This is a genomic window from Campylobacter massiliensis (assembly GCF_014253065.1).
GTDB lineage: Bacteria > Campylobacterota > Campylobacteria > Campylobacterales > Campylobacteraceae > Campylobacter_A > Campylobacter_A massiliensis.
The window spans coordinates 292,801-316,930 of sequence record NZ_JACLZK010000002.1 but is presented as its reverse complement, the minus strand read 5'-3'; the positions used below and the strand labels follow the sequence as shown (position 1 = coordinate 316,930).

The following is a 24,130-nucleotide window of genomic DNA, read 5'->3' as shown; positions in this document are numbered from 1 at the left end:
ATTTGCTTTAAATCGGCGCGGGTTTTAGCATTTTAAAAATTAATAATTTCTAAAACCGTTATCAGATAAATAAGTAATCTATATTTTGTGCTGAATATTTAAAAACAGGGTTTAGCAGAGGCAGACGAATGCAAAACGGCAAATTTGTTACGTTAAATTACGGAAATCAATTTAATGTGGTCTCAAAGCAAAATCGGCTTTTTAGTTTAAACAAAATCAGCGCCCAACGGTCGAGCAAACGTCAAGCGCAAATTTGATGCAGGTCTCGCCCAAAGCAAGCTCAAATTTAAGCCCTAGATTTCCTCTCTTTTATAAATTTTACTCACGAATTTATCTATCTTATACACCGCACCAAAGAGTGCCGGCACCACAAGTAGCGTTAGTAGCGTCGAGCTAATAAGTCCCGAGATAACCGAGATCGCCATCGGGGAGTTGCCCTCGTATCCAGCACCCCTGCTAAGAGCAAGCGGCAACATCGCAAATATCATCGCAAAAGTAGTCATCAGTATCGCTCGCAGTCTTTTTACGCCAGCGCGCACGATGGCTTCGTTTAGCGGTGTGCCCTCGTTTGCGTAGCGATTGGCGAAATCCACGACCAAAATCGCATTTTTGCCCACCATGCCAAAAAGCAAGATCGCGCCGACCATGACGAATAGGCTAAAGGAGTTGCCGCTAAGATACAGTCCGACCGCCACGCCGCCAAAGGCAAGCGGCATCGAGATCATGATGATGAGCGGCAAAATAAAACTCTCGTAAAGCGCGGCTAGGATCATATAGATGAGTACGACGCTAAGGCTGATCGTAAAGACAAAGGCCGCGTTCGTGTCGTTCATCATCTCGATAAAGCCCGTCATCACATAGTCGTAGCCCGCTGGCAAAATTTGACCGATATTTTCGTCGATACCCTTTTGCACGGCGCCCAGCGGGACGTTATCCACGTTTGCGACGATCCTGATCTGACGCTGTTTGTTAAAGCGGTTTATCACAGAAAAGGTCTTGCTCGTCTTAAACTCCGCCACCGCGCTTAGGCTTATACTCTCGCCGTAAGCGTTTTTGATCTTTAGTTTTTGCAGCGCCTGCGCGTCCTTGCGGTACTCGTCGTCAAATCTCAGTATCATATCGTACTGCGCGTCGCCGTTATCAAAGCTACCAAGCCTATTTTGCCCAAAGGACGCGTATATCACCTGCGCGACCGCGCTAGGATCGACGTTTAGGCGTTTGGCTTTGTCTTTATTTACGCTGATTTGTAGCTCGTTTATCTTGTCTTCGTTATCGCTGCCCACATCCGTCGTACCCTCTATCGCGCGCACCATGGCGATGGCTTTTGGTAGGATTTTGTCTAGCTTTTCTAGGCTATCGCCTGTGATCGTTAGCTGCACCGGCTCGCTGTCGCTGCCCGTATCGACGTACGGTATCTGCAGGACTTTGACGCTGAGATCTTCAAATTTAAGCTTTTTTCTATACTCGTCCATTATCTGCGTTTGACGCTCTTTTCGCGACTCAAAGCCTTTTAAGCGGACGTAAATTTTAGCCTTATACGCGTCCTTTGAGTCCGTGTAACCCGCGATCATATATGAGTACTCGACGCGCGGATCGCTATCTACCTCGCGCACGACCTCGCCGGCTCTAGCGCTCATAGCCTCGACCGAGATACCGGGGCTTGCTTTTAAAAATATCTCAAACTGCCCCTCGTCCTCGACGGGCAAAAAGTCCATACCGACCTTACCGGCTAGACTCATACAAAGAGCCAGCACGCCAAAAGTAAGGATAACAAACGCGGTTTTAAACCTCAAAATAAGCTTCAAAAGCCGCTCGTAACCGCTCTCCAGAGCCTCAAATATAGGCTCCGTCACGCGGTAAAATTTACTCTCGCCCTTGCCTAAAAACCTAGCCGCCAGGCTAGGTATCAGCATAATGCAAACCAAAAACGACACCACGATACCGCCGCTCACGCTCATACCGAAGGAGTTAAAATACTGCCCGACGATACCCTCCATAAAGGCAATCGGCACAAACACGCAAAGCAGCACCGCGCTAATGCTAAGCACGCTAAAGGCTATCTCGCGCACGCCCTCAAAGCTTGCTTTTAGCGGATTGCTCTCGCCTTCTTGCATCTTTTTGGAGATATTTTCCACGACCACGATCGCATCGTCGATAAATATACCGATACCAAGCGTGAGAGCCAGCAGCGTGAGGCGATTTAGATCAAAGCCCAAAACGTCGATGATAAAAAACGTCCCCACGATACTAGCCGGGATCGCAAGCGCAGCGATGATAGTCGCGCTAAAGCTTCGCAAAAAGAAAAAGACGATGACGACCGTGAGCGCGACGCCCAGCATCATGTCAAATTTGACCTGATTTATGTGCTTTAGGATGCTTTCGCTCTTTTCATAAACCCGCTCCACTTCGTAGTTCTCGCCCAGCCTTGCCGCTAGTTCGCCAGTTTTAGCTTTGAGCGCATCTATCGTCTCGATCGTGTTTGCTCCGCTTACTTTTATAGCGTCAAGCAACACTCCGCGCTTGCCGTTATACATCGCTACGGCGTCGGTGTCGTGATGAGATAGCTCAATGCGCGCGACGTCTTTTAAAAATACGTCCTTTTGTAGGCGGATCTCCTCTAGCTCCTGCACGCTTTTAGCGTCAAATTCGCTCTTTAAAAATATCTCAAATTCGCTGTTTTCGAGCTTTCCTAAAGGCGCTTTTAAATTTTGCGATTTGATTATATTTATGACCGAGGCCGCGGTTAGGGCGTATTTATCGAGCTTAAACGGATCAAGGTAAATTTTAATCTCAGGCTCCAAAAAGCCCTTATCATCGACCTTGCCCACGCCTTTTACGCGCTGTAAAAACGGCTTTGCCTCATCTTTGACCGCTTGCATAAGCGCGGTTAAATTTTCATCCTTGCGGCTAACGAAAAAGCTCGCCACCTTGCCGCTGTCGCTGTTGATTTTCTCTATCTCGGGCTGGGCGTCCAGCTTTGCCTTTGCAACCTTGTCGCGCACGTCGTTTGCGGCGACGTCGATGTTTTTCTTGAGATTAAACTCGACCAAAACGATGCTGAGGTTGTTAAATGTATATGACCTGATCTTTTTGATACCGTCTATCGTCGAGACCTCATCCTCGATCTTTTTGGTGACCCTGCTCTCGATAAGGCTCATATCGCCTGGCGCGTAGGTCGTGATCTTAACCAGCGGGATGACGACCTCGGGGAAGAGATTTACCGGCATCCTAAGAAGCGACATCGCGCCGAAAAATACGAGCGCGATGAAAAACATCAGCGTCGTAATCGGGCGATTTATGGCTAGTTTATACATTTCGGGCCTTCATTAAAATGGGCTTTTGCGTCAAATTTGCCCAGCCTCCCCGCCCCGCAAAAAGCATTTGGCGTTTAGCGGCTAGTAAAATTTGTGCCGCGTCAGATTCGGCGTTTAAATTTATGCCGCCTTGTTTATGCGATAAATTTAACGTGCCCGTCAAATTTGCATTTTTTGCGGCGGAGTCAAATTTAACGCAGTACGCAGAATTTGAGCTCAAATTTATCTCGCTTTTCGTTTGCGACGCTAAAGTTGAAAACCGCGCTACGCTGAAGCTAGTTTTTTCTACGTCAAATTTCGCGCCTGCTAGCCCATCGTTTTTAAAGCCTTCAAATTTATGCCCAAATGTTTTATTTTTGTCCTTGTTTTTAGGCTCGGTATCCGTTTCAACCTGCGAATCCGAGACGATATATCCCTCGCCAAAAAGCCCCGGCGTTAAATTTCGTGCCTGCACTTCGGCGTAAATTTTGCCGTTTTTCGTGTCGATAGTCGGATAGATGAGGCTGATCTCGCCGCGTCTTTCCTTATTTTCGCCGTCTAGTTTATAGACAAATTCACTGCCGATTTTCACGCGGTCTTTAAATTTTTCATCAAAGCTAAGTTTGAGCTTCACGTCCGGATACGAAAAGATCGACATCAGCTTTTGTGCTACGCCGCCAACACCCTCGCCGACCTCGATACTCTTGGCCGAGATCGTCCCGTCAAAAGGCGCGAGCAGCCGCGTGTCTTCTAGCCGCTTTTGTGCCAAATTTAGCGCCAGATGCGCTCTGTTTTCGGCTAGCGCGGCGTTTTTAAAATCAAACTCCGCATTTTCAAAAGCCTGCTTCGAGCTCACGCTTTGAACGAGCTTAAATTTATCCAGCACGCTTTTTGCGTGAGCTTTTGCCGTCTGCGCGCTCTCTAGGTCGTTTTGAGCGAGCTTTACGGCTAGCTTTTCGCTCTCGTTTTCAAGCTCAAGCAGCACGTCGCCGCGCTTTACCGCGGAGCCTATTTCTATGTTTACGGCCTTTATGATACCTACGGCTTTTAGCGCGAGCTGCGCGTCTTTTGCGGGCGCGACGTCAAAGCTCGCGTAAATTTTATCCTGCGCGCAAAGCGCAACCGCCGCGCTCAGTAAAAATAGTAAAATTTTATTCATTTGCGCTCCGTTTTTTCGATATTTTCAGCGATTTTGCCGCCGCGCTCGTATAGATACTCCGCCTTTTTGATCTCAAATTTACTCTTGCTTAGCTCCAGCGCGCTACCTGCGCTAAAGCTCTGCGCGGTCGCGTTTAAAAACTCGACGTACCCAAGCAGCCCGGCTTCATACTTTTTACTAACGGCATTTAGCGAGGTTTGCGCCGAGTTTAGCGCGCTTTCGCCCGCAGCTATCTTTTGTTTGAGCGTCTTTAGGTCGTTTTTGATATTTGCTAAATTTAGCTCGTTTTGCAAGCGCTTTTGATCCAGATTTAGCTTCGCTTGTAGCGCGCTTATGCGCTTTATCTCGCGCCGCTTTTTGTTCGCGCCAAAATCAAACGCCTTCCAGCTAAAGCCCAAAATCAGCTCGTTTGTATTTAAATTTGGCTTAAAAAAGTCGTCGAAATACGGCTCCAGCGCGCTTCTATACTGCGCCGGCAGCAAATTTCTATCGTAGTGAGTGCGCATAAAGGTGTATGTGTTTTTGATAAAAATTTGCGGGTTCGTCTCGGACGCGGTTATCTTTTCATCCTCCAAGGCCGCAGCGAAATTTAGCCTAAGCGCCTCAAGCTCTGGCTTTGTGCTCTTTTGCGGCGCGGAGTTTTCATCGTCCAAAAAAGCGATCCTAGAGCCCGCCACAGGCTTTATATCTCTGCCCGTTAGCGCGTAAATTTGATTTTTTATCTCGTTTTGATTTTGCGTGATTTCGAGGCGTTCGGCGAGCGCCATGGCGTATCTAGCATTTATCGCTTCATACTCGCTCTCGTCGCTAAGCCCCGCGTGGTAGTATTTTTCCAGTCTATTTAGAGCGTTTTTTAGGTAGTTTATCTCGCCTTCTTTTGCGGTCGCGAGCTCACCCAGCGACAAAAAGCTAAAATAAAGCTTGGTCGCATTAAACGCGAGCAGGTTTTGATAATCCTCGTTTTTTAAAATTTCAGCCGCGCTAAGATGTGAAAGCGAGCTTAGCAGGGCTTCGCGCTTGCCGCCGTCATAAACAGCAAGCTCCAAAATCACCCTTGCCGTGGCGGCTCTTTGCGGGCGCAGGACGTTGATGTCGCCGCTTAAAAAGCTGTATCCACCGTCGATCGTGAGACTTGGCATATATGCACTTTTTACGGCCTCTTTTTGTAGCTGCGCTTTTTGCGGTTCGTAGTTTGAGATTTGAGCTAAATTTGAACTTTGCGCAGCCAAAATCAGCTCGGGCAAATTTCCGTCAAATTTAATCTCCGAACCGACTAAAAAAACGCAAAAACTCAAAAATATATAAATTTTTTTCATCTAAACCCTTCCCTGTTAGCTCTGGGCGGCGCGGGCTAAATTTGAGCAGGTTTGCGCCGTCTCGGGCCTGGCGCCGTAGGTAAAATAAAATAAAAATTTAAGCGGCGCGCGGAGCATTTTTAAGATTATAGCGACAAAAAACCTAATGAAAGCTTTTAACAAGGTTCATGACGAGCAAATTCCACCCGTCGACGAGCACGAAAATAAGCAGCTTAAACGGCAGTGAAATCATCGTCGGCGGCAGCATCATCATACCCATCGCCATAAGCACGGAGCTAACGACCATATCGATGACCAAAAACGGCAGATAGAGCAAAAAGGCTATCTCAAACGCCGTTTTCATCTCGCTGATCATAAACGCGCTCATCACGACCGTAAGCGGGATATCGTCGAAGCTTTGCGGGTTTGGCATATTTCTGATGCGTAAAAACAGCGCCAAGTCCTTCTCGCGCGTATTTTTTATCATAAACTCGCGAAACGGCTTCACGCCGCGCTCAAAGGCCTCTTGATAGCCGATTTGCTCGCTTAGATAGGGCTGTACGCCCGCTTCGTAGGCTTGCTTGCCCACAGGCTCCATGATAAAAAACGTAAGCACCATCGCAAGGCTAATAAGCACCGTAGAAGGCGGCATCTGCTGCGTGCCCATCGCCTGTCGTAAGAACGAAAAAACGATAATGAGCCGCAAAAAGCTGGTCATCATAAAAACTAGCGAAGGAGCGAGCGTGAGGACGGTTAGGACGAGTAGGACGTTTAGCGAGCTAACTAGCTGAGTGGGCGTAGTAGGCGCGCTTAGGCTGAGATTTACGGTCGGGATGGTGACGTTATCCTCGCCGATCGCGACCGCCGCAAAGATAAAAAACAGCAAGAACGTCAGTTTTTTCAAATTTACTCCTGCGCGTCCAGTATGCTTTTTTGCGTTTTGGCTTTGTCGTCTAAATTTAACGAAACAAAGTGGATCTCGACCCTGCGGTTTTTCTCCCTGCCCTGCTCGGTGAAATTCGTCGCAAACGGCTCAAATTCGGCCTTTGCGGACGCAGTTAGTTTTTTAGGATCGACGCCGTCTTTGATGAGCTCGCTAACTACGCTGATAGCTCTAGCCGACGATAGCTGCCAGTTGTCTCTAAACTCGGTAGACGCTGGCTGCTCGCTGTCGGTGTGCCCGATCACGTTTGCCACGACGTCCGGAGGCAACTTTGCTATCACCATCGCGATACGTTTTAAAAACAGCAGAGCATCGTCATTTTGCAGCTGGGCGCTATCTTTTGCAAAGAGTAAATTTGCCGGCAGCCTGATCACAAACCCGCTCTCGCTCTCCTCAAACGTAACCTCAGGCGAGCCGCTAGCATGCAAAAGCTCGTTGATAGAGCGCAGGGTTTGTTCGAAATTTGATTTCACACCAGTGCGCTCTTTGTTTGAGGTGGCGTGGTCGTCTTGGTTTTGTTCGGCGCTGACGTCCGGTTTCGCGCCGCCCTCAAGCACGCCCAAAGCCCCGCTTAGCGAGCCGATCGCGGCTTCTAGCTTTTTCGCATCCATCGTACTCATAGAAAGAAGCAGTACAAAAAAGCAAAGCAGAAGCGACATCAAGTCGCCAAACGCCGCGAGCCACTCGGGTAAGCATTTGGGGCAGTCGCCCGGATCGATTAACTTTTTAGCCATTTTTTCTACTTATCAAACTGACTAACGCGGTCTTTAGGCGGTAAAAACGACAGAAGCTTCATCTCGAGCGTCCTAGGGTTGTCGCCCGCTTGGATCGCCATTATACCCTCTAGCATCAGCACTTTAGCCGTACCTTCGTCCTTGTCGCGTATACTTAGGATGTTTGCTACGGGCGAGCCCAGGATGTTTCCTATCATCGCACCGTAAAGCGTAGTAATGAGCGCGACCGCCATCGAAGGACCGATAGCCGAAGGATCGGACATGTTCATAAGCATCGCGACCAGACCGATGAGCGTACCGATCATACCCATCGAGCCCGCAAAGCCCGCGATTTGTTCGAAAATTTTGATATTATCGCCGTGACGCGAGCTTGCCTGTTCCATATCTATCTCAAGCAGCGTTCTGATGGCGTCCGGTTCGTTACCGTCAACCGCCATAGATAGGCCCTTTTTTAGAAACGGATCTGTTTCGTTATTTGCATCGCTCTCAAGCGCCAGGATGCCGTCGCGGCGGGCCTTTGTAGAGTATTCGACCATTTTTTTTACGATTTCGGGGAGATTGTAGGTTTTTGGCTTTACCGCGATGCCGTAAAATGTGCCTAGCTTTTTTATCTGCTCCATCTTAAAGCCAATCATCAGTGCGCAAATCGTACCGCCAAAAACGATCAAAACCGAGGGAATATCGATGTAAGCTCCGATTCCGACGCCCATCTGCATGGAACCGAGCAAAAGCACCATAATAACTATCCAACCGACGAGGCTACCTAAATCCATCTTGCAACTTTCTATATTGTAAATTTGGTTTGTATTTTAGTTTTTTTTAGTTGAAAATACAGTTAAATTTAGGTTAGCTTTTTGCAAAAGCCGTTCCAAAGCGGCGTAAAATTTTTCAAAATTTTATATTTTTGTCAAAATTTGATTTAAAAAACGAAGCAAAATTTTAAACGAGAGCAAGAGATAGCGTCTTGCCGCGAGCGTAAATTTGATGAATTTATCGCTCGCACGCTATCAATGCTTAGCAAAAGGTAAATTTAGCTAAGCCTTTTTTGGCTTAAACGCCCTTTTTGCCGTCATATAAAAGCCGCTAAAGATAAAAAGCGCCATCAAAAGCGAAACCGCCGACCACAAAATTTTACCAGCAATCCCGAAAAAATACCCCGTATGCAGCTGATAGTTCGTGCTCTTTACCATGCCTACGGTTATGCCATCGGCTTGCTTTTGCTTCGCCATCTTGCTATCTTTTACATTCACGGTCGCCATTTTTGGACGAGCGGTGCTAGGCGCGTCAGGTTCGTAGTATCTGACGTTTATCTTATCTCCGGCCGCGAGCATCAGGCTAAATTCCTTATATTCTATGCCGCTTGATTTAAATATCTCGTAAGCCCTCTGCACATCGCTAAATTTATACTCGGCGTTCTTTTTACCCTCTGCTTTTGCTGGCGCGCCCTCTTTGCGCTCGGCCTCTTTAGGCAAATTTTGCGCGCTAACGAAAAGCTCAGTCACCGCGCCGTTATACCAGCGGTACGACCACATGAGCCCCGTTAGACAGATGACGAGATAAATCACCGCGCTTAAGGCGCCTAAACTCGTGTGTAGGTTGTGAAAAAGGGCGTATTTTTTGAGTTTAAAATTAGGCTTTATCGCCTCGGCAAATTTGCGTTTTATCCTTGGAAAATGCAGCCAAACGCCGCTTATCACGAGCACTATCATCGCGACCGTACTAGCGCCTACGATCTGCTTGCCGACCTCGCCCGCGGTTTTGTTACCTGTTAGCGCAAAGCCTAAATTTCGGTGCAGCGACATTACGGTGCGAACAAAGGCGAATCCGTAGTCCTTGCCGATGATCTGCGCGGTATACGGATCGACCAGATAGGCATCGCTACCGCTAGCATAAATTTTGACCGCTTCGTTTTCGTTTTTGGGTAGCACGAGCCTTGCCGGCTGTTTAACGCCCGTTTGCTCGCTAAAGCTTTGCAGGATTTTTTCTACGCTTAGCATTTCGCCCGTTTTTTCTACCTTTGGAGCGTTTAAATTTATGAGATCATCAAGCTCGTGTTGATACGATAAAATAGCGCCAGTAACGCCGATAATGAGTAGCGGAACGGCAAAAATAATCGATAAAATCAGGTGGAGATTAAACAAAAACTGATTTCTTCTTAAAGCCTTTTTTAAAAATGAAAGCAAGTTGCATCCTTTAAATTTGATTTTGATTATATTCAAAGGCCGTGATTATATAAATTAATGCTTAAGAAATTGTTAAGTCCAAAAAGCATTAATCGCGCATTTAGCAAATTTGAGATAAAATCGCTCAAATTTAAATAAGGAAAAAAGATGAGCGATATTGGCGTAGTGGTGCTTGCCGCGGGGCTTGGCACGAGGATGAAATCAACCAAACCAAAGGTGCTTTTCGAGCTTTGCGGAGAGCCGATGATTATCCATATTTTGCGCAAGGCTTATGAGATCAGTAGCGACGTGAGCGTGGTTTTGAGCTATCAAAAAGAGCTAGTGGGAGCCAAAATCAAAGAAATTTTCCCTCAAACTAAAATTTACGAACAAAATTTAAAAGATTTTCCGGGCACTGCTGGCGCGCTAAAAAACATCCCGCTAAATAGCAAAAAAACGCTGATTTTGTGCGGAGATATGCCGCTTATAAAAACCAACGACCTAATCCGCCTAAGCGCGGGCAACTCAGACATCGCGCTAAGCGTTTTTGAGGCGGCAGATCCGTACGGCTACGGCCGCGTAATCATAAATAACGGCAAAGTAGAAGCCATCGTTGAGCAAAAAGACGCGACCGAGACGCAAAAAATGATAAAAAGCGCAAATGCCGGTTGCTACTGCTTTAAAAGCGAAGTTTTGCGCGAGATTTTGCCTCTCATCGGCAACGAAAACTCGCAGAAAGAATTTTACCTAACCGACGCGATAAAAATCGCAAACGAGCGCGGTCTAAAGTGCTGGGCCATCAGCGTCGAAGAGCAAAATTTCATGGGTATAAACGATAAATTTCAGCTCAGTATCGCCCAAAATTTGATGCAGGAGGAGATCAAGAAAAATTTGATGAAAGCGGGCGTGCTAATGCGTCTGCCAAATAGCGTCTATATCGACTCTAGAGCAAAATTTGAAGGCGAATGCGAACTGCAAGAAAACGTAAGCATCGTCGGAGAGTGCCTCATCAAAAACTCCGTCATCAAAAGCGGCTCGGTCGTAGAAAGCTCCGTCATCGAGGACTCTGACGTCGGCCCTCTAGCGCACCTGCGCCCAAAATGCGAGATCAAAAACACTCACATCGGAAATTTCGTCGAGCTAAAGGCAGCCAGGCTAAACGGCGTCAAAGCAGGCCACCTAAGCTATCTTGGCGACTGCGAGATAGGCTGCGGCACAAACGTAGGCTGCGGCACGATCACGTGCAACTACGACGGCAAAGCCAAACACAAAACGATCATCGGCAAAAACGTCTTTATCGGCTCGGACACGCAGCTCATAGCTCCCGTAAAAGTCGGCGACGACGTACTAATCGCCGCGGGCAGCACCGTAACTAGCGACGTACCAAGCGGCGCGCTAGCCATCAGCCGCACGAAACAGGTAAATAAAGAAGGCTTTTTCTATAAATTCTTTAACGACAAGAAAAGCGACGAAAATGCTAAAAAATAAAAAAATTTTGCTCGCGGTTTGCGGCAGTATCGCGTTTTATAAAGCTTATGAAATTTTATCAGCGCTAAAAAAAGAAGGCGCGGATGTGCGGGTTATGCTTAGCGACGGAGCGCTCAAATTTTGCTCGGAAGCAGGCTTTGAAGCGCTGTGCGAGCATAAAATTTTAACCTCGCGCACGGAGAGTTGGCAGGACGGACTAAACCACATCGCCTACGCCAAAACCGATCTAATCCTCATCGCGCCCGCGAGCGTAAATACGATAAACAAGCTTGCAAGCGGCATTTGCGATAACGTCTTCATGCAAACTCTGATCGCTAGCCCCGCTCCCCTACTCATCGCGCCGGCAGCCAACGACAAAATGATAAATCACTTCTCCACGCGCAAAAATTTCGAATTTTTAGCGGCAAACGGCGCGAGATTTATCGAGCCAGTAGAAAAAACCCTAGCCTGCGGCGATATGGGCAAAGGCGCGCTGGCAGACGTTTCGACGATCATCTACGAAACCAAAAGAATACTAACGGAGCCAAAATTTAAAGGACAAAAGGTGGTCGTAACGGGCGGCGCCACGAGCGAAAAGATCGACGACGTAAGAGCCGTGACGAATCTATCTAGCGGCAAGATGTCAAAAGCGCTGGCGGACACCTTTTACTACGCAGGCGCGGACGTGACGCTCATAGCTAGCTTTGAGACGGCAAACGCGCCCTATAAAACGCTCAAATTTCAAAGCTCGGCGGAGTTAAAAGAGCTGCTACGCGCAAATTTGACGGACGCAAATTTGCTCGCGATGGCGGCTGCGGTTAGCGACTACGCTCCGAAAACCAAATTTGAAGGCAAGCTAAAAAAGCAAAACTTAGGCGAAATTTGGACGCTAGAACTAGCGCAAAATGGCGATGTTTTGGGCTCGATGGCGGATTTTAAAAACGTCAAAAAAATCGGCTTTAAAATGGAAACGGACGCTGCAAACGCCATGCAAAACGCAAAAAATATGCTTGAAAAAAAGAGCCTCGACGCCGTTTGTCTAAACGTGCTGGGCGGCGATATAAATTTCGGCTCGGATAGCACGCAAATCACATTTATCACGCATCGAGGCGCGCAAAATATCGCGCTAACGTCCAAAGAGGACGCGGCGCGGCAAATCGTAAATTTAGCAATCAAGCTATGATAAATCCTGTCTCACGAGTGCAAAAAATCGCAAGCGGCGGCGCGGGCACGGCTCTAAACGCGAGCCTGCCCATCAGTATCAAAGTCGCAGAAAAGACGGGCTATAATCGCTACAATCTCAAAATGGGCAACAAAATCCTAAGCACGAAAAGTATGAAAAGCCTCGATGTGGACGGCGAATACTGGGGCGAGATCGCAAGCGGCACCGAAAATATCGTGATAAGAAATCTCTTTAAAAAGCCGAGCTTATCCTACGCCGCACCCGACGGACTTGCGCTAATAGAAAGGCTGATAAGCGAGCCCGATCTAAACTGGTTTTATGAATATATATTTAACGGTCTTAGCGCGGCAGACTCGCGAGAAACGTTTGAAAACCTAGCTCAGATGCTGCTTGCGCTGCAAAAAAATATCATTAATATTTCGTTTGTTTATAACGGCGTAAAAGGCGTTTTTCAGATGAAATTTGACGGAGCCCGCACGAGTCAAATTTACCTCGTTTTTTCAAATTTCGCTCCGATTATTTTCACGCTAAAAGGCGCCAGGATAATCAGCGCACAAACGCCGTTTGACAAGGTCGCTAGGCTTTTGCGAGGTGAGTTTGACTGCGAAGCGCAAACGACGCGAAACATCGCCGCTTTTTTTGATCCAAACGGCAAAATAATTGATTTTAAGGGCTAAAATGAACGAGCTAAATCACCTAGCTATCATCATGGACGGCAACGGCAGATGGGCCAAGCGCCGCGGTTTGCTACGCACTAAAGGGCACGAAACGGGCGCGAACGTCGTGGAGCAGATGTGCGAGTTTTGCATCGACGAGGGCGTGGCGATACTGAGTCTTTATGCATTTAGCACCGAAAACTGGAAGCGCCCAAAAAGCGAAGTGGCGTTTTTGATGGATCTTTTGCATAAATTTTTGCTCTCAAAACGCGAGAGCTTTATCAAAAACGGTATCAAATTTAACGTCATAGGCGACGAAAGCCCGCTAAGCGATAAGCTAAAAAACGAGATAAATGAGATCAAAAACGCCACCGCGCAAAACTCGCGGCTAAAGCTAAATTTAGCCCTAAACTATGGGGCCAAAGATGAAATTTTAAGAGCTTTTAGGAGATTTTGCGAGAAAAATGGAGGAGAGTTTGACGCCCAAAACCTAACTCTAAATTTAAGCGAAGACAGCCTGCAAACTTGCCTCGATGAGCCCACGCCCATCGACCTTCTCGTGCGCACCGGCGGCGAGCAGAGGCTGTCAAATTTTATGCTTTGGCAGGCTAGCTACGCCGAGTTTGCCTTTACGCCCACGCTTTGGCCCGATTTTACGCGCGAGGAGCTAGCCTTGATAACGGCTAAGTTTAAGAAAAAAGATAGAAGGTTTGGCGGACTATAAAATTTGAGCTTTTGGCTGTCACTGTTTTTTAAATTTACGCCGTTTTACTTTATCCGCTCAAGACAAAAGGCTTTTAATTTTACGAGCCAAAAGCCTTGCCGAAGCGCCTTTTTGCATAAATTTTTAACCGAAATCTTTAAATTTAAAATCATTCAAGGCAATATTTCGCTAAAATCGCCTTTAAATTTTGTGTTTTTGTATTTTGCGGCGCAAAATGACGAGGCGAATTTTAGATCAAATTAACGCGATAAATAAGCAATTTTAAGCAAAGATTATCTTTTGAAACGTCGCGATTTGGTTTAAAAAGCCGAAAATTTGGCATAAAAACCGCAAAAACGGAATAAATTTAAATAGGAGAGTTATGATTTTCGCCGTTTTATTTTTTATATTGGGCGCCGTAGTCGGCAGTTTTAGCAACGTCTTAATCTACCGCATGCCGCGTGGCGAGAGCATAAATTTCCCCGCCTCGCACTGCCAAAGCTGTAAAACGCCGCTAAAGCCGTATCACAACGTCCCGATTTTCGCGTGGCTGTTTTTGCGCGGCAAATGCGCGTTTTGCGGCGAAAAAATCAGCTTTCAGTATCCGCTCGTAGAACTCGCTAGCGCCCTACTTTGCGTGCTTGCGTATTTTTATGAAACGCGCGGGCTAGAGATGTTTGCAGACGGCTTTTACGGCGCGATTTTCAAGGCGGCGATGCTTGGTATCTGCTTTATCTTGCTGCTAGCGCTTAGCCTTATTGATTTTCGCTACAAAGCCGTTCCCGATCCGCTGCTTTTTGCCAGCGTCGCATTTTCGCTACTTTACGGATTTAATCTTCCCACCTCTTTTGACTCGGAGGGGCTTTTACGCGCATTTGATTCGTTTATAAACGCCGCGATTTTTATGTTTGCTTTTTGGCTACTTCGCGCAGTCGTTAGTCTAGCTCTTAAGCGCGAAGCCATGGGTTCTGCAGATATTTTTATTGCGGGCGTTATGGGTGCGATTTTGGGTATCAAGCTCGGTCTCATGGCGATCTACGTCTCGGCGCTGCTGACGCTGCCCGCATACGTTATCGTACGAAAGCGCGGATACGAGCTGCCTTTCGTGCCGTTTTTGAGCCTTGCTACGCTTATAGTTTATGCGTTTAAGGATTGGTTTATCTACATCTTGGGGCTCATTTATGGATAGGACGGCGCGTTATCTTTTCTCAAATTTTCTAGGTACGTTTGCGTCGATGTTTGCGACGCTTTTTCTCATCATGTCGATCGTGTTTTTTATCCAGATCGCACGTATCACCTCATATATCGAGATCTCATTTTCAGAGCTTTTTAAACTTTATATGTTTATGCTGCCTAGAGTACTGCTTTTTACCGTACCGATCGCGTTTTTTGCATCGCTTGCGCTTATGTTTTTCAGGCTTTCTCGCGAAAACGAGAGCATCGTACTTTTTACGCTCGGATATTCGCCCGTTAGGATCGCTAAATTTTTCCTCATCGTTAGTGGCGCGGTTTCGACCTTTTTAATAGTCACCGCGATAGTGCTGATCCCTACAGCTGCAGAACTAAACTCAAATTTCGTCTCATATAAAAAAACCGTCGCCAAGCTAAATTTAAAAACGACCGAATTCGGGCAAAAATTTTCCGACTGGATGGTCTTTATCCAAAACGAAAAGAGTGACGAAAACGGCACTCTTTACGAGGGCGTGACGCTTTATTCGCCAAAAGAAGGCGCGCACCGATTCGTCCTTGCTAAAAACGCTCGCCTAACTAACAACAATGCCGTTCTTGAGTTCACGCTATCAGACGGCAAAATTTACGATATCAGGGATGCCTCGTGGCACAAAACAGACTTTGGTACTATGAAAATCAGTACCGCCCAAGAGGACAGCGTAGCACAGACGAAGTCGTTTGTGCAGTATTGGCAAGCGATGAGCGAGGATAAAAAGCGCGCCAAAGACTTCGCAACCTACGTTCTCATCGCGCTTTTCCCGCTAGCGACGACGCTTTTTGCTTTGAGCCTTGGTATCGTGACCTACCGCTACGAAAAAGGCTTTGTGTATTTTGGGATATTTGGCGTGCTATTCGGGTATTTTACGCTCATTATGCTCTTTAGTTCGCGCGTTTTTATAGCGATTGCGGCGATATTTTTATTATTTTTCATTGCCTCGATTTTTAGCTTTAGGGCTAAAATTTTAAAAAGATACTAAGTGCGGCTTAAACTCGTTTTTAGCTACGACGGGTCGAAATTTCAGGGCTCGCAGATCCAGCCGCACGAAAACGGCGTCGAGGACGCTCTGGGCGCAGCCCTAGCGCACATGGGCATTTTTAGCAAGATAATCTCCAGCTCGCGCACCGATAAGGGCGTGCACGCAAACAATCAAGTCGCCTGCGTGGAGTGTGGCGAGCATTTTAGGGACTTTGCGCATCTCAGAGCTCTCATCAACCGCCACGCCCATCCAGCCATTCACGTTAAATTTATAAGCCGCGTTAAAGACGACTTTCATCCGCGATACGACGCCACGGCGCGCGCATATCGATACGTGATTAATCACGGCGAGTTTTCGCCTTTTTTGTCGCCTTACGAGACTTTTTTACCAAAATTTGACCCAAATTTAGCAAACGAACTACTCGCGCTTTTTGTCGGCGAGCACGATTTTAGCGCATTTATGAAGCTTGGCAGCGACGTCAAAAGCCCGGTGCGGCGCGTTGCAAAGGCGTTTTGCTACGAGCGCGGCGAACGAACGATTATCGTTTTTAAAGCAAACGGCTTTTTGCGAGCCCAGGTTCGCCTCATGGTCGCTAGCGTTTTAAAGGCGCTTGAGCTTGCCAAAAGCGGTAAATTTAGACAAACCCAGGCACACGAGTTTAAATTTGAGCGCGCAGAGGCGGCAAATTTGGACGCAAATTTAAACAAAAAAAGCCGCGATAACATCCTGACGGCAAGTCACGAAAGCGTAAATTTGGCGAAATTTGAAAAAAACGCAAATTTGACAGCCGAACATGCGGTTTGCGTCGCTTCAAAATTTGACGCTAAAAACTCAAATTTAAACAAAGTCGCAAACAACTGCCGCGATGCAAATTTCCTCAAAGCAAAAGAGCTTTTGCGCCAAGCTATCTACGAGCAAAAGCCGCTCACTCGTATCCCCGCGCCGCCAAACGGCCTTTATCTAAACCGAGTTTTTTACGAATGAGAAATCAAAAAATAAAAGAAGCTATCGCCACCGTAACGCAAAAGCAAAATGAGTGTAAAAAAATAGTCAAAAAATACGCTACATTTATGACTATAACGACATTTGTCGCGCCGATACTACTTTTTATTATTATGGAGCGACGCTTTGAAATATTCTTTCTTTTATTTGCAGCCATCCCAATATATGTCACGCCGAGAATTCCAAAAGTAGAAAAAACACTGGAAGAGTATAGAAGCTTCTACAAAAATGTTTTTGTTAGCACGGTAATTGCTGATATAGATAGCAATTTTACATACGAGCCTCAAAAAGGCATCAGCGCAAACGAATTTTATAAAAGCGGAATATACAGGCGCGTAAATTTTTACGGCGAAGACCAAATAAGCGGTACTTACGCTAATGTCAAATTTCAATTAAGCGAGGCTATAAAAGTAGAAAAAACATATGACTCAAACGGCTCAAAAAACCCTTATCTGGCGCTTTTGAGAGTAAGCAAAGTCATATACGACGAATACATGGACTTTAACGGTACAGTACTAGTCTGCGAGTTTTATAAAAATTTCAAAGGACAAACGATACTAGCCGACAAAAAGGTGCTAAATACGAAAATATCTGGCGAAAAAGAGATACTTGACGATACAGAGTTTAACGACGAATTTCGCGTATTTACCGACGACAAAATAGAAGCGCGCTATCTTTTAAGCCCCGGTTTTATGCAACGCCTACGCGAGGTTAAGCAGGGTTTTGACAGTGCCGTATCGCTAAGCGCGGCGTTTATGGACAATAAATTCTATCTCTTTTTAAACGGTGCAAAAAACCGTTTTGAAAGTTCACTATTAGACCCGCCGCTAAGCCTTTCTGATGCGCAGGCCATAAAAGACGAGATCCTGTGGCTATTACGCGTCATAGACGAGTTAAATTTAAGCCTTGACGTTTATAAATAATTTTGCTTCGGGAGTAAATTTTGCCAACGACGAGCTTAAAATTTGACCGTAAATTCAGTCGGTAAATTTAAATATACCGCAATTAGATAAAAATACTAAATTTTGATTTAAACGCGCAAAACTTCACAGCACGGCGCAAAGCCGGTCGCTCGTAGCGGACGCCTATTCTCAAATTTAACGGCACCAACCCAAAAATAAATACAGCCGGCACTTGCTCGTAAATTTGAGCCAAATTTACAAAATATCCCTCTGCCCTTTTGCGTTCATCGGGCTTAGCACGCCCATTTGCTCCATCTGTTCGATTATCGTAGCTGCACGGTTGTAACCGATTTTTAGGCGGCGTTGCAGATAGCTGATCGAGGTTTTTTGCTCGCTTAACACGATCTCTTTGGCCTCTTCGTAGAGCTCGTCTAGCTCGCCCGCGATCGCAGTACCGCCGCCTGCACCTCCGCTAGCGCCCTCCTCGGCTAGAAATCTCTCGTCGTAGACCACCTCTTGCTGAGCTTTTAGGAAATTTACTATCGTGTCGATCTCTTTTTCGCTAGCAAACGGCGCGTGCAGTCTGATGACGCCGGGGCTTCCCGGAGGCGTAAATAGCATATCGCCGCGTCCCAGCAGGCTCTCCGCGCCCATTTGATCCAAGATTACCTTGCTATCGATGCGCTGACCGACGCGGTAGCTGATACGGCTAGGTAAATTTGCCTTGATTAGCCCTGTCACGACATCGACGCTCGGGCGCTGCGTGGCTACTATGAGATGTATGCCGCTAGCTCTGGCCATCTGCGCTAGACGCCCGATGTATAGCTCCACGTCCTTGCCGCTAGTCATCATGAGATCGGCTAGCTCGTCGATGATCACGACGATATACGGGAACTGCTCTCCGCCCTCCTCTTTCATTTTTTCGTTGTAGCTTTCGATGTTTTTGGTGCGCGTGCGGCTCATGATCTGGTTGCGGCGCTCCATCTCGGCGACCATATTTGATAGCGCGGTGATGGCCTGCTTGGCCTGCGTGATAACCGGAGTTAGCAGGTGTGGGATGTCGTTATAGATGCTAAACTCAAGCATCTTTGGATCTATCATCATCAGGCGTAGCGTCTGCGGACTGTTGCGATATAGCAGGCTTAGCAGCATCGCGTTTATACCCACGCTCTTACCGGAACCCGTCGTGCCCGCGATTAGCAGGTGAGGCAGCTTTTTTAGATCGGTGACAAAGGGCGCACCGACGATATCCTTGCCTAGCGCGATAGTTAGCGGACTGCTCGAGTTTTTGAAAACCTCGCTATCTAAAATTTCTTTTAGGTATACGGTCTCGATGTTTTTGTTCGGAACCTCGATGCCTACGACGTCTTTGCCCGGTATCGGCGCCTGGATGCGGATAGTCTGAGCGCGCAGAGCCATCGCGAGGTCGTCTTGCAGGGTTAAAATTTTACTCACCTTGATATGAGGCGCCTGACGAAACTCAAACGTCGTAACGATCGGACCCGTGTAAGTGCGCACGACGTCGCCGTCTATTTTAAATTTGCGCAGCTTATCGAGCAGATCGGAGATCTTTTGATCGATCTCGGCTTCGTTTACGCTGTGCGAGCGCTTTGGCGGATCGTTTAGAAATTTAAGCGGCGGCAACGCAAAATCCTTAGGCTTTTCGACCTTGCCTTTTTCCATTTGTTCGAGTAGCTTTTTATTTTCGGCGACTTCGTTTAGGATCTCGACGCCGTTTATCGTGACCGTACTTTTTTCTTCTAAATTTGACTCGCTTTCATCCTGCGCATCGTCTTCATCGTCCGGCTCGTCTTCGTCCTCTAGCTTTTCGCTGTTTTCCTCGCTCAAATTTAACTCGCTTTGAGCTTTAGGCTTTTTGATTTGTCTAGGTTTTTTTTGCGATTTTGGTTTAACATCGCCCATATTTTCAAATTTATCCTCATTGTAGCTGGGTTCTACAAAAGCCTTTTTTAGGATAGCTATGATGTTGTCCTGCGCGATGAGACCAAAGCTCAGCACAAAAAGCATCACGATAAAGACCCACATGCCTATCACGCCGGCGACGTCTTTTAGCGCATCATTTATGCTGTTTGCGACCAGTCCGCCGTAGCTAGCGTCCGCACCTGATTGAAACATCAAAAACGCCAAAAATAGCAGTGCCGCTCCAAGCGTCGTCTGAGCAAATTCGGCATTAAAGCCGTTAAAATATTTGTAAATATAGTATGCAAAAAATATAAAAACAAAAGGATAAACGTAAGCTATAAAGCCAAAAAGCTTGAAGTTCCAAAGCCCGATCGCGTTGCCGAAGCTACCGACGAAATTTGCCGCTGGTGCGATGGTAGCAATCCCAAAAAATATCAAAAAACAAACGACTACGACTAAAACCGATTCTCTTAAAATGGCGCGTCCTTTTAAATTTAGTAAATTTAAATTTGCGGGAGAGCGAATTTTAGAGCCGAATTTATCAAATTTGACCCCATTTTCGCTCCGCTCGCTTTGATAACAAAACTTTAATAAAACGGTAGATTATAGCGAGTTTTTACATATAGTTTAATAACGAGAGCTGATTTATCTTCGCCACGGACTGCAACATCGCCTGATACGACATCATTTTTTGCATGAGATTCATATAGGTCTCGCCGTAGTCGGCATTTGTGATGTCGGCTTTGACGGTTTTTACGTTTACCTCCATGATGCTAGCGCGAGTGTTGGTGTCCGCTAGCGCCGCGCTTTGAGCGCCCACCTTGGTGTGGATTTTGCTCACGTGATCGGCGATGTGGTCTATCCTCTCGATCGCGCCTTGGATACCTGAGTTACGCGGATGCTCGCCATCGCTATCGGCACGGTACTGACCGCTTCTAACGGCCTCTATCATCCTATCTAAGTCATCAAAAATATCCACGCTAGGGCTATCTATCTCAACGCCGTTGTTTGCAGAAAAGCTCCACAGCGAACCTTCTCCTTGCTTTGTTGCAGGAGTCGTGCCGGTGCTGTCGCCCGCAAATTTATCGACATTTCTATTGTCGTAAATTCCGACTTTTATCGGCGTAACGGCATTTTGCTTGTCGGTTACTTTTATTCGGCCCCTATGGTCCATATTTGCCTCGACGCTGCCTTGTGAATTTGCGATGGCTTGTTTGTAATCGTTAAATGTATTACCAGCGGGCATACTATCGCTAGCGACCATACCGATGATATCGTTTAACTGCCTAAAAGTCATATCTTTTGACTGCGTATTCCTGCCTTCGGTCGTCGGCGGGTTTGTGGTGTCGTTATAAAAACTATCCCAAACCGGTCCGTTATAATGAGTTACAGGAGCAATTGGATTACCGTTGTTATCAGTTACTTGCGCTATATTAACCGTGGCATTTCCCGATGTAGCCGGAGGTGTAGGCGCGCCAAATTTAATGAGTACATCATAGGTGGATCCGCTTTTTGATTTTATTTGCATTTGTAGCTCTTGGCCGTTTATGTTATATTTATCCCGTTCGCCCTCATATAAATTTTTGGCTCCGACGACTTGACTTAACGTTGTGTTATCGTCGGCAAATTTACCGCTGCCTCGCTCTACTTGCGATACGGTGCCTATTAAATTTCTACCCTCTTGTTTAAAATTTATCTTGTCGTAGTCGTAAGCGTTTGTAGTAGCTCCACTTAAGTCTTCGTATTTGCTTTTTACAAATTCCGTGATTTCATAGTCGTCAGGATTTAACCGCACCCTAGCTTCGAGCGAATTTGCAGGATTGCCGCCCGTGAGATTCGTAATGTTATTAAACGCATTTGAGGCTGCATTGATATTTGCCGCAGTCAAATCTCCTGCATTTGCCACCTTTTTAGTTGCCGCTATCATATGAAAATCAATAACCTGATTGCCTTTACTTAGGTCTTTTACATTGATTTGACCCTGATTATTTATCGTTACTTCGACGACTTTATTGGTCGGAGTGTTGCCGTATTCTGTGCCGATTTTTTCCAGCAAGTCATTTATTGAAGCGTCCGATGTCATCTTAAATTTGCTCGTAAAGCTAGTGCCGTTTGGCTTTTTACCCTGCAAGAAAAAGGTCGTATCTTGAAACCGCCTCACGCCCGTACCCGTGAAATCTTGATTGGTTAGAGTTTTTTCGTCTTTTACGTATTTAAAACCGATTAGATCGCGCATTTTATGCTCGCTATCGATGTAAACGGTCTTGTTTCTATCATCTAAATTTTGTGCTTTTAGCATCGTGTTGGAGGTAACTTTTTTATTATAATCGCCATCCTTGCCCAAAAACAGCTCCTGCCCGTTTTGGTTGTAAGTCAAATTTACCTGGGCTCCGCCTACCGTTTTCATCGCCTGCGCATTGCCGTAGTATTCATTTGTATCGCCGTTTATAGGCTTTGTATTTATCGCGCTTCCGGAAAATAAAAACTGTCCGTTGATCGAGGTGTTTGCGATATTTACCAAATGATTTTTGATACCCTGAAGGTCGTTTGCGATGGCTTCGCGCGATGTTTTGGAGTGGATTTCGTTGGCGCCTTGAACCAGCTTTGTTTTAAAACCCTCAAGCTGCTGCTTAAATTCGCCCAAAGCCTTATCGGTATTTTTTGAAAAGTGCTGCGCTTTTGAAGTCGCCGTTTGCACCTGCTCAAGCGTCGCAACCTCGTAATCAAGCCTCATGCCGTCGTTATAGACGCTGCTGTCCTCGAAAGAATTTTGGATTTTTAGACCGGTTGACATTTGGTTGTTTAGCTTGTAAAGCGCTTTCATATTAGTCTGATAGTCGTAGTTGTTCATAAATTTCATCAACTGATTCGTCATTCTCATTGAGTTTTCCTTAAATTTAATCAAGCTCTTACAAGCAAATAAAGTTCCACTTGTTATATCGTCAAATTTCAAAATTTATTTAGTTTTAGATATGATTTTGCCAAATTTAAGGAGTATAAATGAAAATCCTCTTTTCGCCGAGCGAAGCCAAAACCGCCGTAAGCCCAAATAAATTTATAGATAGAAACGACTTTGTTTTTCCCAATTTATATGAAAAGCGGTGCGAAATTTTAAAAATTTACGATGATTTTTTACAAACGACTACCGTTGAAAAAATCTCAAAACTTTTCGGCGTGAAAAAATTGACCGATGAGCCGAGCCTGCGCGAAAGTCTTTTTAAAAAAGGCGCGGTAAAAGCCGTCCTGCGATATGACGGAGTAGCATACAAACACCTTGACTACCGCAGCCTTGATAGCGCGGCGCAGGAATTTATAGATAAAAATACGCTGATTTTTTCAAATTTATTCGGCCCCGTGACGGCGGCGGATATGCTGCCCGAATACAAACTAAAACAAGGCGAGCGCATAAACGGGCTAAATTTGGAGGAATTTTATAGGCAAAATTTTAGCGACGAGATAGATGAGTGGCTGGGAGATGACGATATTTTAGACCTTAGGGCTGAATTTTACGAGAAATTTTACCGCATACGAAAACCGTTTGCGACCTTTAAATTTCTAAAAAACGGTAAAGTCGTCAGCCACTACGCCAAAGCATACCGCGGGATAGTTTTGAGGCAGGTTGCAAAAAACCAAGTGAAAAATTTTGGCGAACTTTGCAAAATGGATATAGAAAATTTGCGCCTCATAGACGCCAAAAAAACGGGGCTAAAAAGCGAGTTTTTGGTGCAAATCGTCTAAAATTCGCCATTTTTTGTCAAATTTGCGTGAAATTCGTTAAATTTTCGGCTAAAAACTATTGTATTTTTTATAAAAACGTTGTAAAATGCCCGCATATCACTTCTTATTAAGGATGGTTCAATGAAAAAAGCTGATTTTATTCAAGCTGTTGCCGAAAAGGCTGGTCTTTCTAAAAAAGATTCTCTAAAAGTTGTTGATGCAGCGTTAGAAGTAATCCAAAACGCACTAGTCGCAGGAGATAGCGTTAGCTTTATAGGTTTTGGTACATTTGGTACAGCCGATAGAGCAGCTAGAAAGGCAAGAGTACCTGGAACTAAAAAAGTTATCGACGTTCCTGCTAGCAAAGCCGTTAAATTTAAAGTGGGCAAAAAACTAAAAGAAGCCGTAGTAGCCGGCGCAGGCAAAAAAGGCAAAAAGAAATAATCCCCCTTTCATGAAAGCTCAAATTTGAGCTTTCATGCTTTTTTAATCTCTTTTTTATATCTTTCAAGGTAAAATCTCAACTCTTTATTAGCCCGAGTGGTGAAACCGGTAGACGCGCCAGACTCAAAATCTGGTAAGGGCAACCTTGTGTCGGTTCGAGTCCGACCTCGGGCACCATTATACCCCATCTTAAAACCTCCCAAGACATCTAAAAACATAAAAAAGCCCCGATATAGACGGATTTTAAAGATATTTTTGCGTATATTTAAAAATACTAAAGGATATAAAAATATATTTGCAAATATCCACTTTTTACGGAATAATAACGGAGCAAAACAAA

Annotated in this window: 18 protein-coding genes, 1 tRNA gene and 1 pseudogene; 11 read left to right on the top strand and 9 right to left on the bottom strand. The window is 45.9% G+C overall.

The annotated features are described in order from the left end of the window. Positions 1–293: 293 nt before the first annotated feature. From H7R39_RS08255 to H7R39_RS08225, 7 genes are all read right to left on the bottom strand, one after another. Positions 294–3,314 (bottom strand): efflux RND transporter permease subunit, encoded by a 3,021-nt coding sequence (locus tag H7R39_RS08255; RefSeq protein ID WP_185898789.1) that lies wholly within the window; start codon positions 3,312–3,314, stop codon positions 294–296. Then, the gene (locus H7R39_RS08250) at positions 3,307–4,452 is read right to left on the bottom strand and encodes an efflux RND transporter periplasmic adaptor subunit (RefSeq protein WP_185898788.1); all 1,146 of its coding nucleotides are present in this window, start codon (positions 4,450–4,452) and stop codon (positions 3,307–3,309) included. Before H7R39_RS08250 ends, H7R39_RS08255 begins: the two co-directional genes overlap by 8 nt. After that, entirely contained in the window at positions 4,449–5,768 is a 1,320-nt protein-coding gene (locus H7R39_RS08245; RefSeq protein WP_185898787.1) for a TolC family protein, read from the bottom strand. The genes H7R39_RS08250 and H7R39_RS08245 overlap by 4 nt, the downstream gene beginning before the upstream one ends. A 142-nt stretch (positions 5,769–5,910) precedes the next feature. Further along, positions 5,911–6,642, bottom strand: a complete 732-nt coding sequence (gene fliP, locus H7R39_RS08240) for a flagellar type III secretion system pore protein FliP (protein ID WP_376826371.1) — start codon at positions 6,640–6,642, stop codon at positions 5,911–5,913. A gap of 11 nt (positions 6,643–6,653) precedes the next feature. After that, positions 6,654–7,424, bottom strand: a complete 771-nt coding sequence (locus H7R39_RS08235; protein ID WP_185898786.1) for an OmpA/MotB family protein — start codon at positions 7,422–7,424, stop codon at positions 6,654–6,656. 5 nt (positions 7,425–7,429) lie between these two features. Then, positions 7,430–8,197, bottom strand: coding sequence for a motility protein A (locus H7R39_RS08230; RefSeq protein WP_002950161.1), 768 nt, complete (start codon positions 8,195–8,197; stop codon positions 7,430–7,432). 261 nt (positions 8,198–8,458) lie between these two features. After that, positions 8,459–9,607 carry a PepSY-associated TM helix domain-containing protein gene (locus H7R39_RS08225; protein ID WP_185898785.1) on the bottom strand — a complete coding sequence of 383 codons (1,149 nt, stop codon included), beginning with the start codon at positions 9,605–9,607 and terminating at the stop codon, positions 8,459–8,461. A gap of 147 nt (positions 9,608–9,754) precedes the next feature. On the opposite strand from H7R39_RS08225, the gene glmU reads away from it, so the two are divergent. The 8 genes from glmU to H7R39_RS08185 all read left to right on the top strand — a co-directional run bounded on the left by glmU (position 9,755) and on the right by H7R39_RS08185 (position 17,727). Then, positions 9,755–11,074: a bifunctional UDP-N-acetylglucosamine diphosphorylase/glucosamine-1-phosphate N-acetyltransferase GlmU gene (gene glmU / locus H7R39_RS08220; RefSeq protein WP_185898784.1), complete on the top strand. Its 1,320-nt coding sequence runs from the start codon at positions 9,755–9,757 to the stop codon at positions 11,072–11,074. Then, positions 11,061–12,236 carry a bifunctional phosphopantothenoylcysteine decarboxylase/phosphopantothenate--cysteine ligase CoaBC gene (gene coaBC / locus H7R39_RS08215; RefSeq protein WP_185898783.1) on the top strand — a complete coding sequence of 392 codons (1,176 nt, stop codon included), beginning with the start codon at positions 11,061–11,063 and terminating at the stop codon, positions 12,234–12,236. Before glmU ends, coaBC begins: the two co-directional genes overlap by 14 nt. Next, positions 12,233–12,913, top strand: coding sequence for a hypothetical protein (locus H7R39_RS08210; protein ID WP_185898782.1), 681 nt, complete (start codon positions 12,233–12,235; stop codon positions 12,911–12,913). The genes coaBC and H7R39_RS08210 overlap by 4 nt, the downstream gene beginning before the upstream one ends. A 1-nt stretch (position 12,914) precedes the next feature. Next, positions 12,915–13,616: a polyprenyl diphosphate synthase gene (uppS, locus tag H7R39_RS08205; RefSeq protein WP_185898781.1), complete on the top strand. Its 702-nt coding sequence runs from the start codon at positions 12,915–12,917 to the stop codon at positions 13,614–13,616. 361 nt (positions 13,617–13,977) lie between these two features. After that, positions 13,978–14,784: a prepilin peptidase gene (locus tag H7R39_RS08200; protein ID WP_185898780.1), complete on the top strand. Its 807-nt coding sequence runs from the start codon at positions 13,978–13,980 to the stop codon at positions 14,782–14,784. Then, complete coding sequence (locus tag H7R39_RS08195; protein ID WP_185898779.1) at positions 14,777–15,802, top strand: LptF/LptG family permease; 1,026 nt, start codon at positions 14,777–14,779, stop codon at positions 15,800–15,802. The genes H7R39_RS08200 and H7R39_RS08195 overlap by 8 nt, the downstream gene beginning before the upstream one ends. Further along, complete coding sequence (truA, locus tag H7R39_RS08190) at positions 15,803–16,786, top strand: tRNA pseudouridine(38-40) synthase TruA (RefSeq protein WP_185898778.1); 984 nt, start codon at positions 15,803–15,805, stop codon at positions 16,784–16,786. It begins immediately after the preceding gene. Beyond that, positions 16,783–17,727 carry a DUF3137 domain-containing protein gene (locus H7R39_RS08185; protein WP_185898777.1) on the top strand — a complete coding sequence of 315 codons (945 nt, stop codon included), beginning with the start codon at positions 16,783–16,785 and terminating at the stop codon, positions 17,725–17,727. The genes truA and H7R39_RS08185 overlap by 4 nt, the downstream gene beginning before the upstream one ends. A 234-nt stretch (positions 17,728–17,961) precedes the next feature. Here H7R39_RS08185 and H7R39_RS08180 read toward each other — a convergent pair. Together H7R39_RS08180 and H7R39_RS08175 are read right to left on the bottom strand one after the other, a co-directional pair. After that, a pseudogene (locus H7R39_RS08180) lies at positions 17,962–19,422 on the bottom strand (DNA translocase FtsK); the annotation flags it as partial. Positions 19,423–20,245: 823 nt separating this feature from the next. After that, complete coding sequence (locus H7R39_RS08175) at positions 20,246–22,504, bottom strand: flagellin N-terminal helical domain-containing protein (protein WP_228724763.1); 2,259 nt, start codon at positions 22,502–22,504, stop codon at positions 20,246–20,248. 125 nt (positions 22,505–22,629) lie between these two features. Between H7R39_RS08175 and H7R39_RS08170 the strand changes: the two genes are divergently transcribed. The 3 genes from H7R39_RS08170 to H7R39_RS08160 all read left to right on the top strand — a co-directional run bounded on the left by H7R39_RS08170 (position 22,630) and on the right by H7R39_RS08160 (position 23,967). Further along, positions 22,630–23,367 carry a YaaA family protein gene (locus H7R39_RS08170; RefSeq protein WP_185898774.1) on the top strand — a complete coding sequence of 246 codons (738 nt, stop codon included), beginning with the start codon at positions 22,630–22,632 and terminating at the stop codon, positions 23,365–23,367. Positions 23,368–23,487: 120 nt separating this feature from the next. Beyond that, positions 23,488–23,790: an HU family DNA-binding protein gene (locus H7R39_RS08165; protein ID WP_002950674.1), complete on the top strand. Its 303-nt coding sequence runs from the start codon at positions 23,488–23,490 to the stop codon at positions 23,788–23,790. Positions 23,791–23,880: 90 nt separating this feature from the next. Continuing rightward, positions 23,881–23,967, top strand: a tRNA-Leu gene (locus H7R39_RS08160). The last annotated feature ends 163 nt before the right edge of the window (positions 23,968–24,130 follow it).

Coding starts and splice junctions, on each gene's coding strand:
- H7R39_RS08255 (WP_185898789.1), bottom strand. CDS start 3,314: ATGTATAAACTAGCCATAAATCGCCCGATTACGACGCTGATGTTTTTC.
- H7R39_RS08250 (WP_185898788.1), bottom strand. CDS start 4,452: ATGAATAAAATTTTACTATTTTTACTGAGCGCGGCGGTTGCGCTTTGC.
- H7R39_RS08245 (WP_185898787.1), bottom strand. CDS start 5,768: ATGAAAAAAATTTATATATTTTTGAGTTTTTGCGTTTTTTTAGTCGGT.
- H7R39_RS08235 (WP_185898786.1), bottom strand. CDS start 7,424: ATGGCTAAAAAGTTAATCGATCCGGGCGACTGCCCCAAATGCTTACCC.
- H7R39_RS08230 (WP_002950161.1), bottom strand. CDS start 8,197: ATGGATTTAGGTAGCCTCGTCGGTTGGATAGTTATTATGGTGCTTTTG.
- glmU (WP_185898784.1), top strand. CDS start 9,755: ATGAGCGATATTGGCGTAGTGGTGCTTGCCGCGGGGCTTGGCACGAGG.
- coaBC (WP_185898783.1), top strand. CDS start 11,061: ATGCTAAAAAATAAAAAAATTTTGCTCGCGGTTTGCGGCAGTATCGCG.
- H7R39_RS08210 (WP_185898782.1), top strand. CDS start 12,233: ATGATAAATCCTGTCTCACGAGTGCAAAAAATCGCAAGCGGCGGCGCG.
- uppS (WP_185898781.1), top strand. CDS start 12,915: ATGAACGAGCTAAATCACCTAGCTATCATCATGGACGGCAACGGCAGA.
- H7R39_RS08200 (WP_185898780.1), top strand. CDS start 13,978: ATGATTTTCGCCGTTTTATTTTTTATATTGGGCGCCGTAGTCGGCAGT.
- H7R39_RS08195 (WP_185898779.1), top strand. CDS start 14,777: ATGGATAGGACGGCGCGTTATCTTTTCTCAAATTTTCTAGGTACGTTT.
- H7R39_RS08185 (WP_185898777.1), top strand. CDS start 16,783: ATGAGAAATCAAAAAATAAAAGAAGCTATCGCCACCGTAACGCAAAAG.
- H7R39_RS08175 (WP_228724763.1), bottom strand. CDS start 22,504: ATGACGAATCAGTTGATGAAATTTATGAACAACTACGACTATCAGACT.
- H7R39_RS08170 (WP_185898774.1), top strand. CDS start 22,630: ATGAAAATCCTCTTTTCGCCGAGCGAAGCCAAAACCGCCGTAAGCCCA.
- H7R39_RS08165 (WP_002950674.1), top strand. CDS start 23,488: ATGAAAAAAGCTGATTTTATTCAAGCTGTTGCCGAAAAGGCTGGTCTT.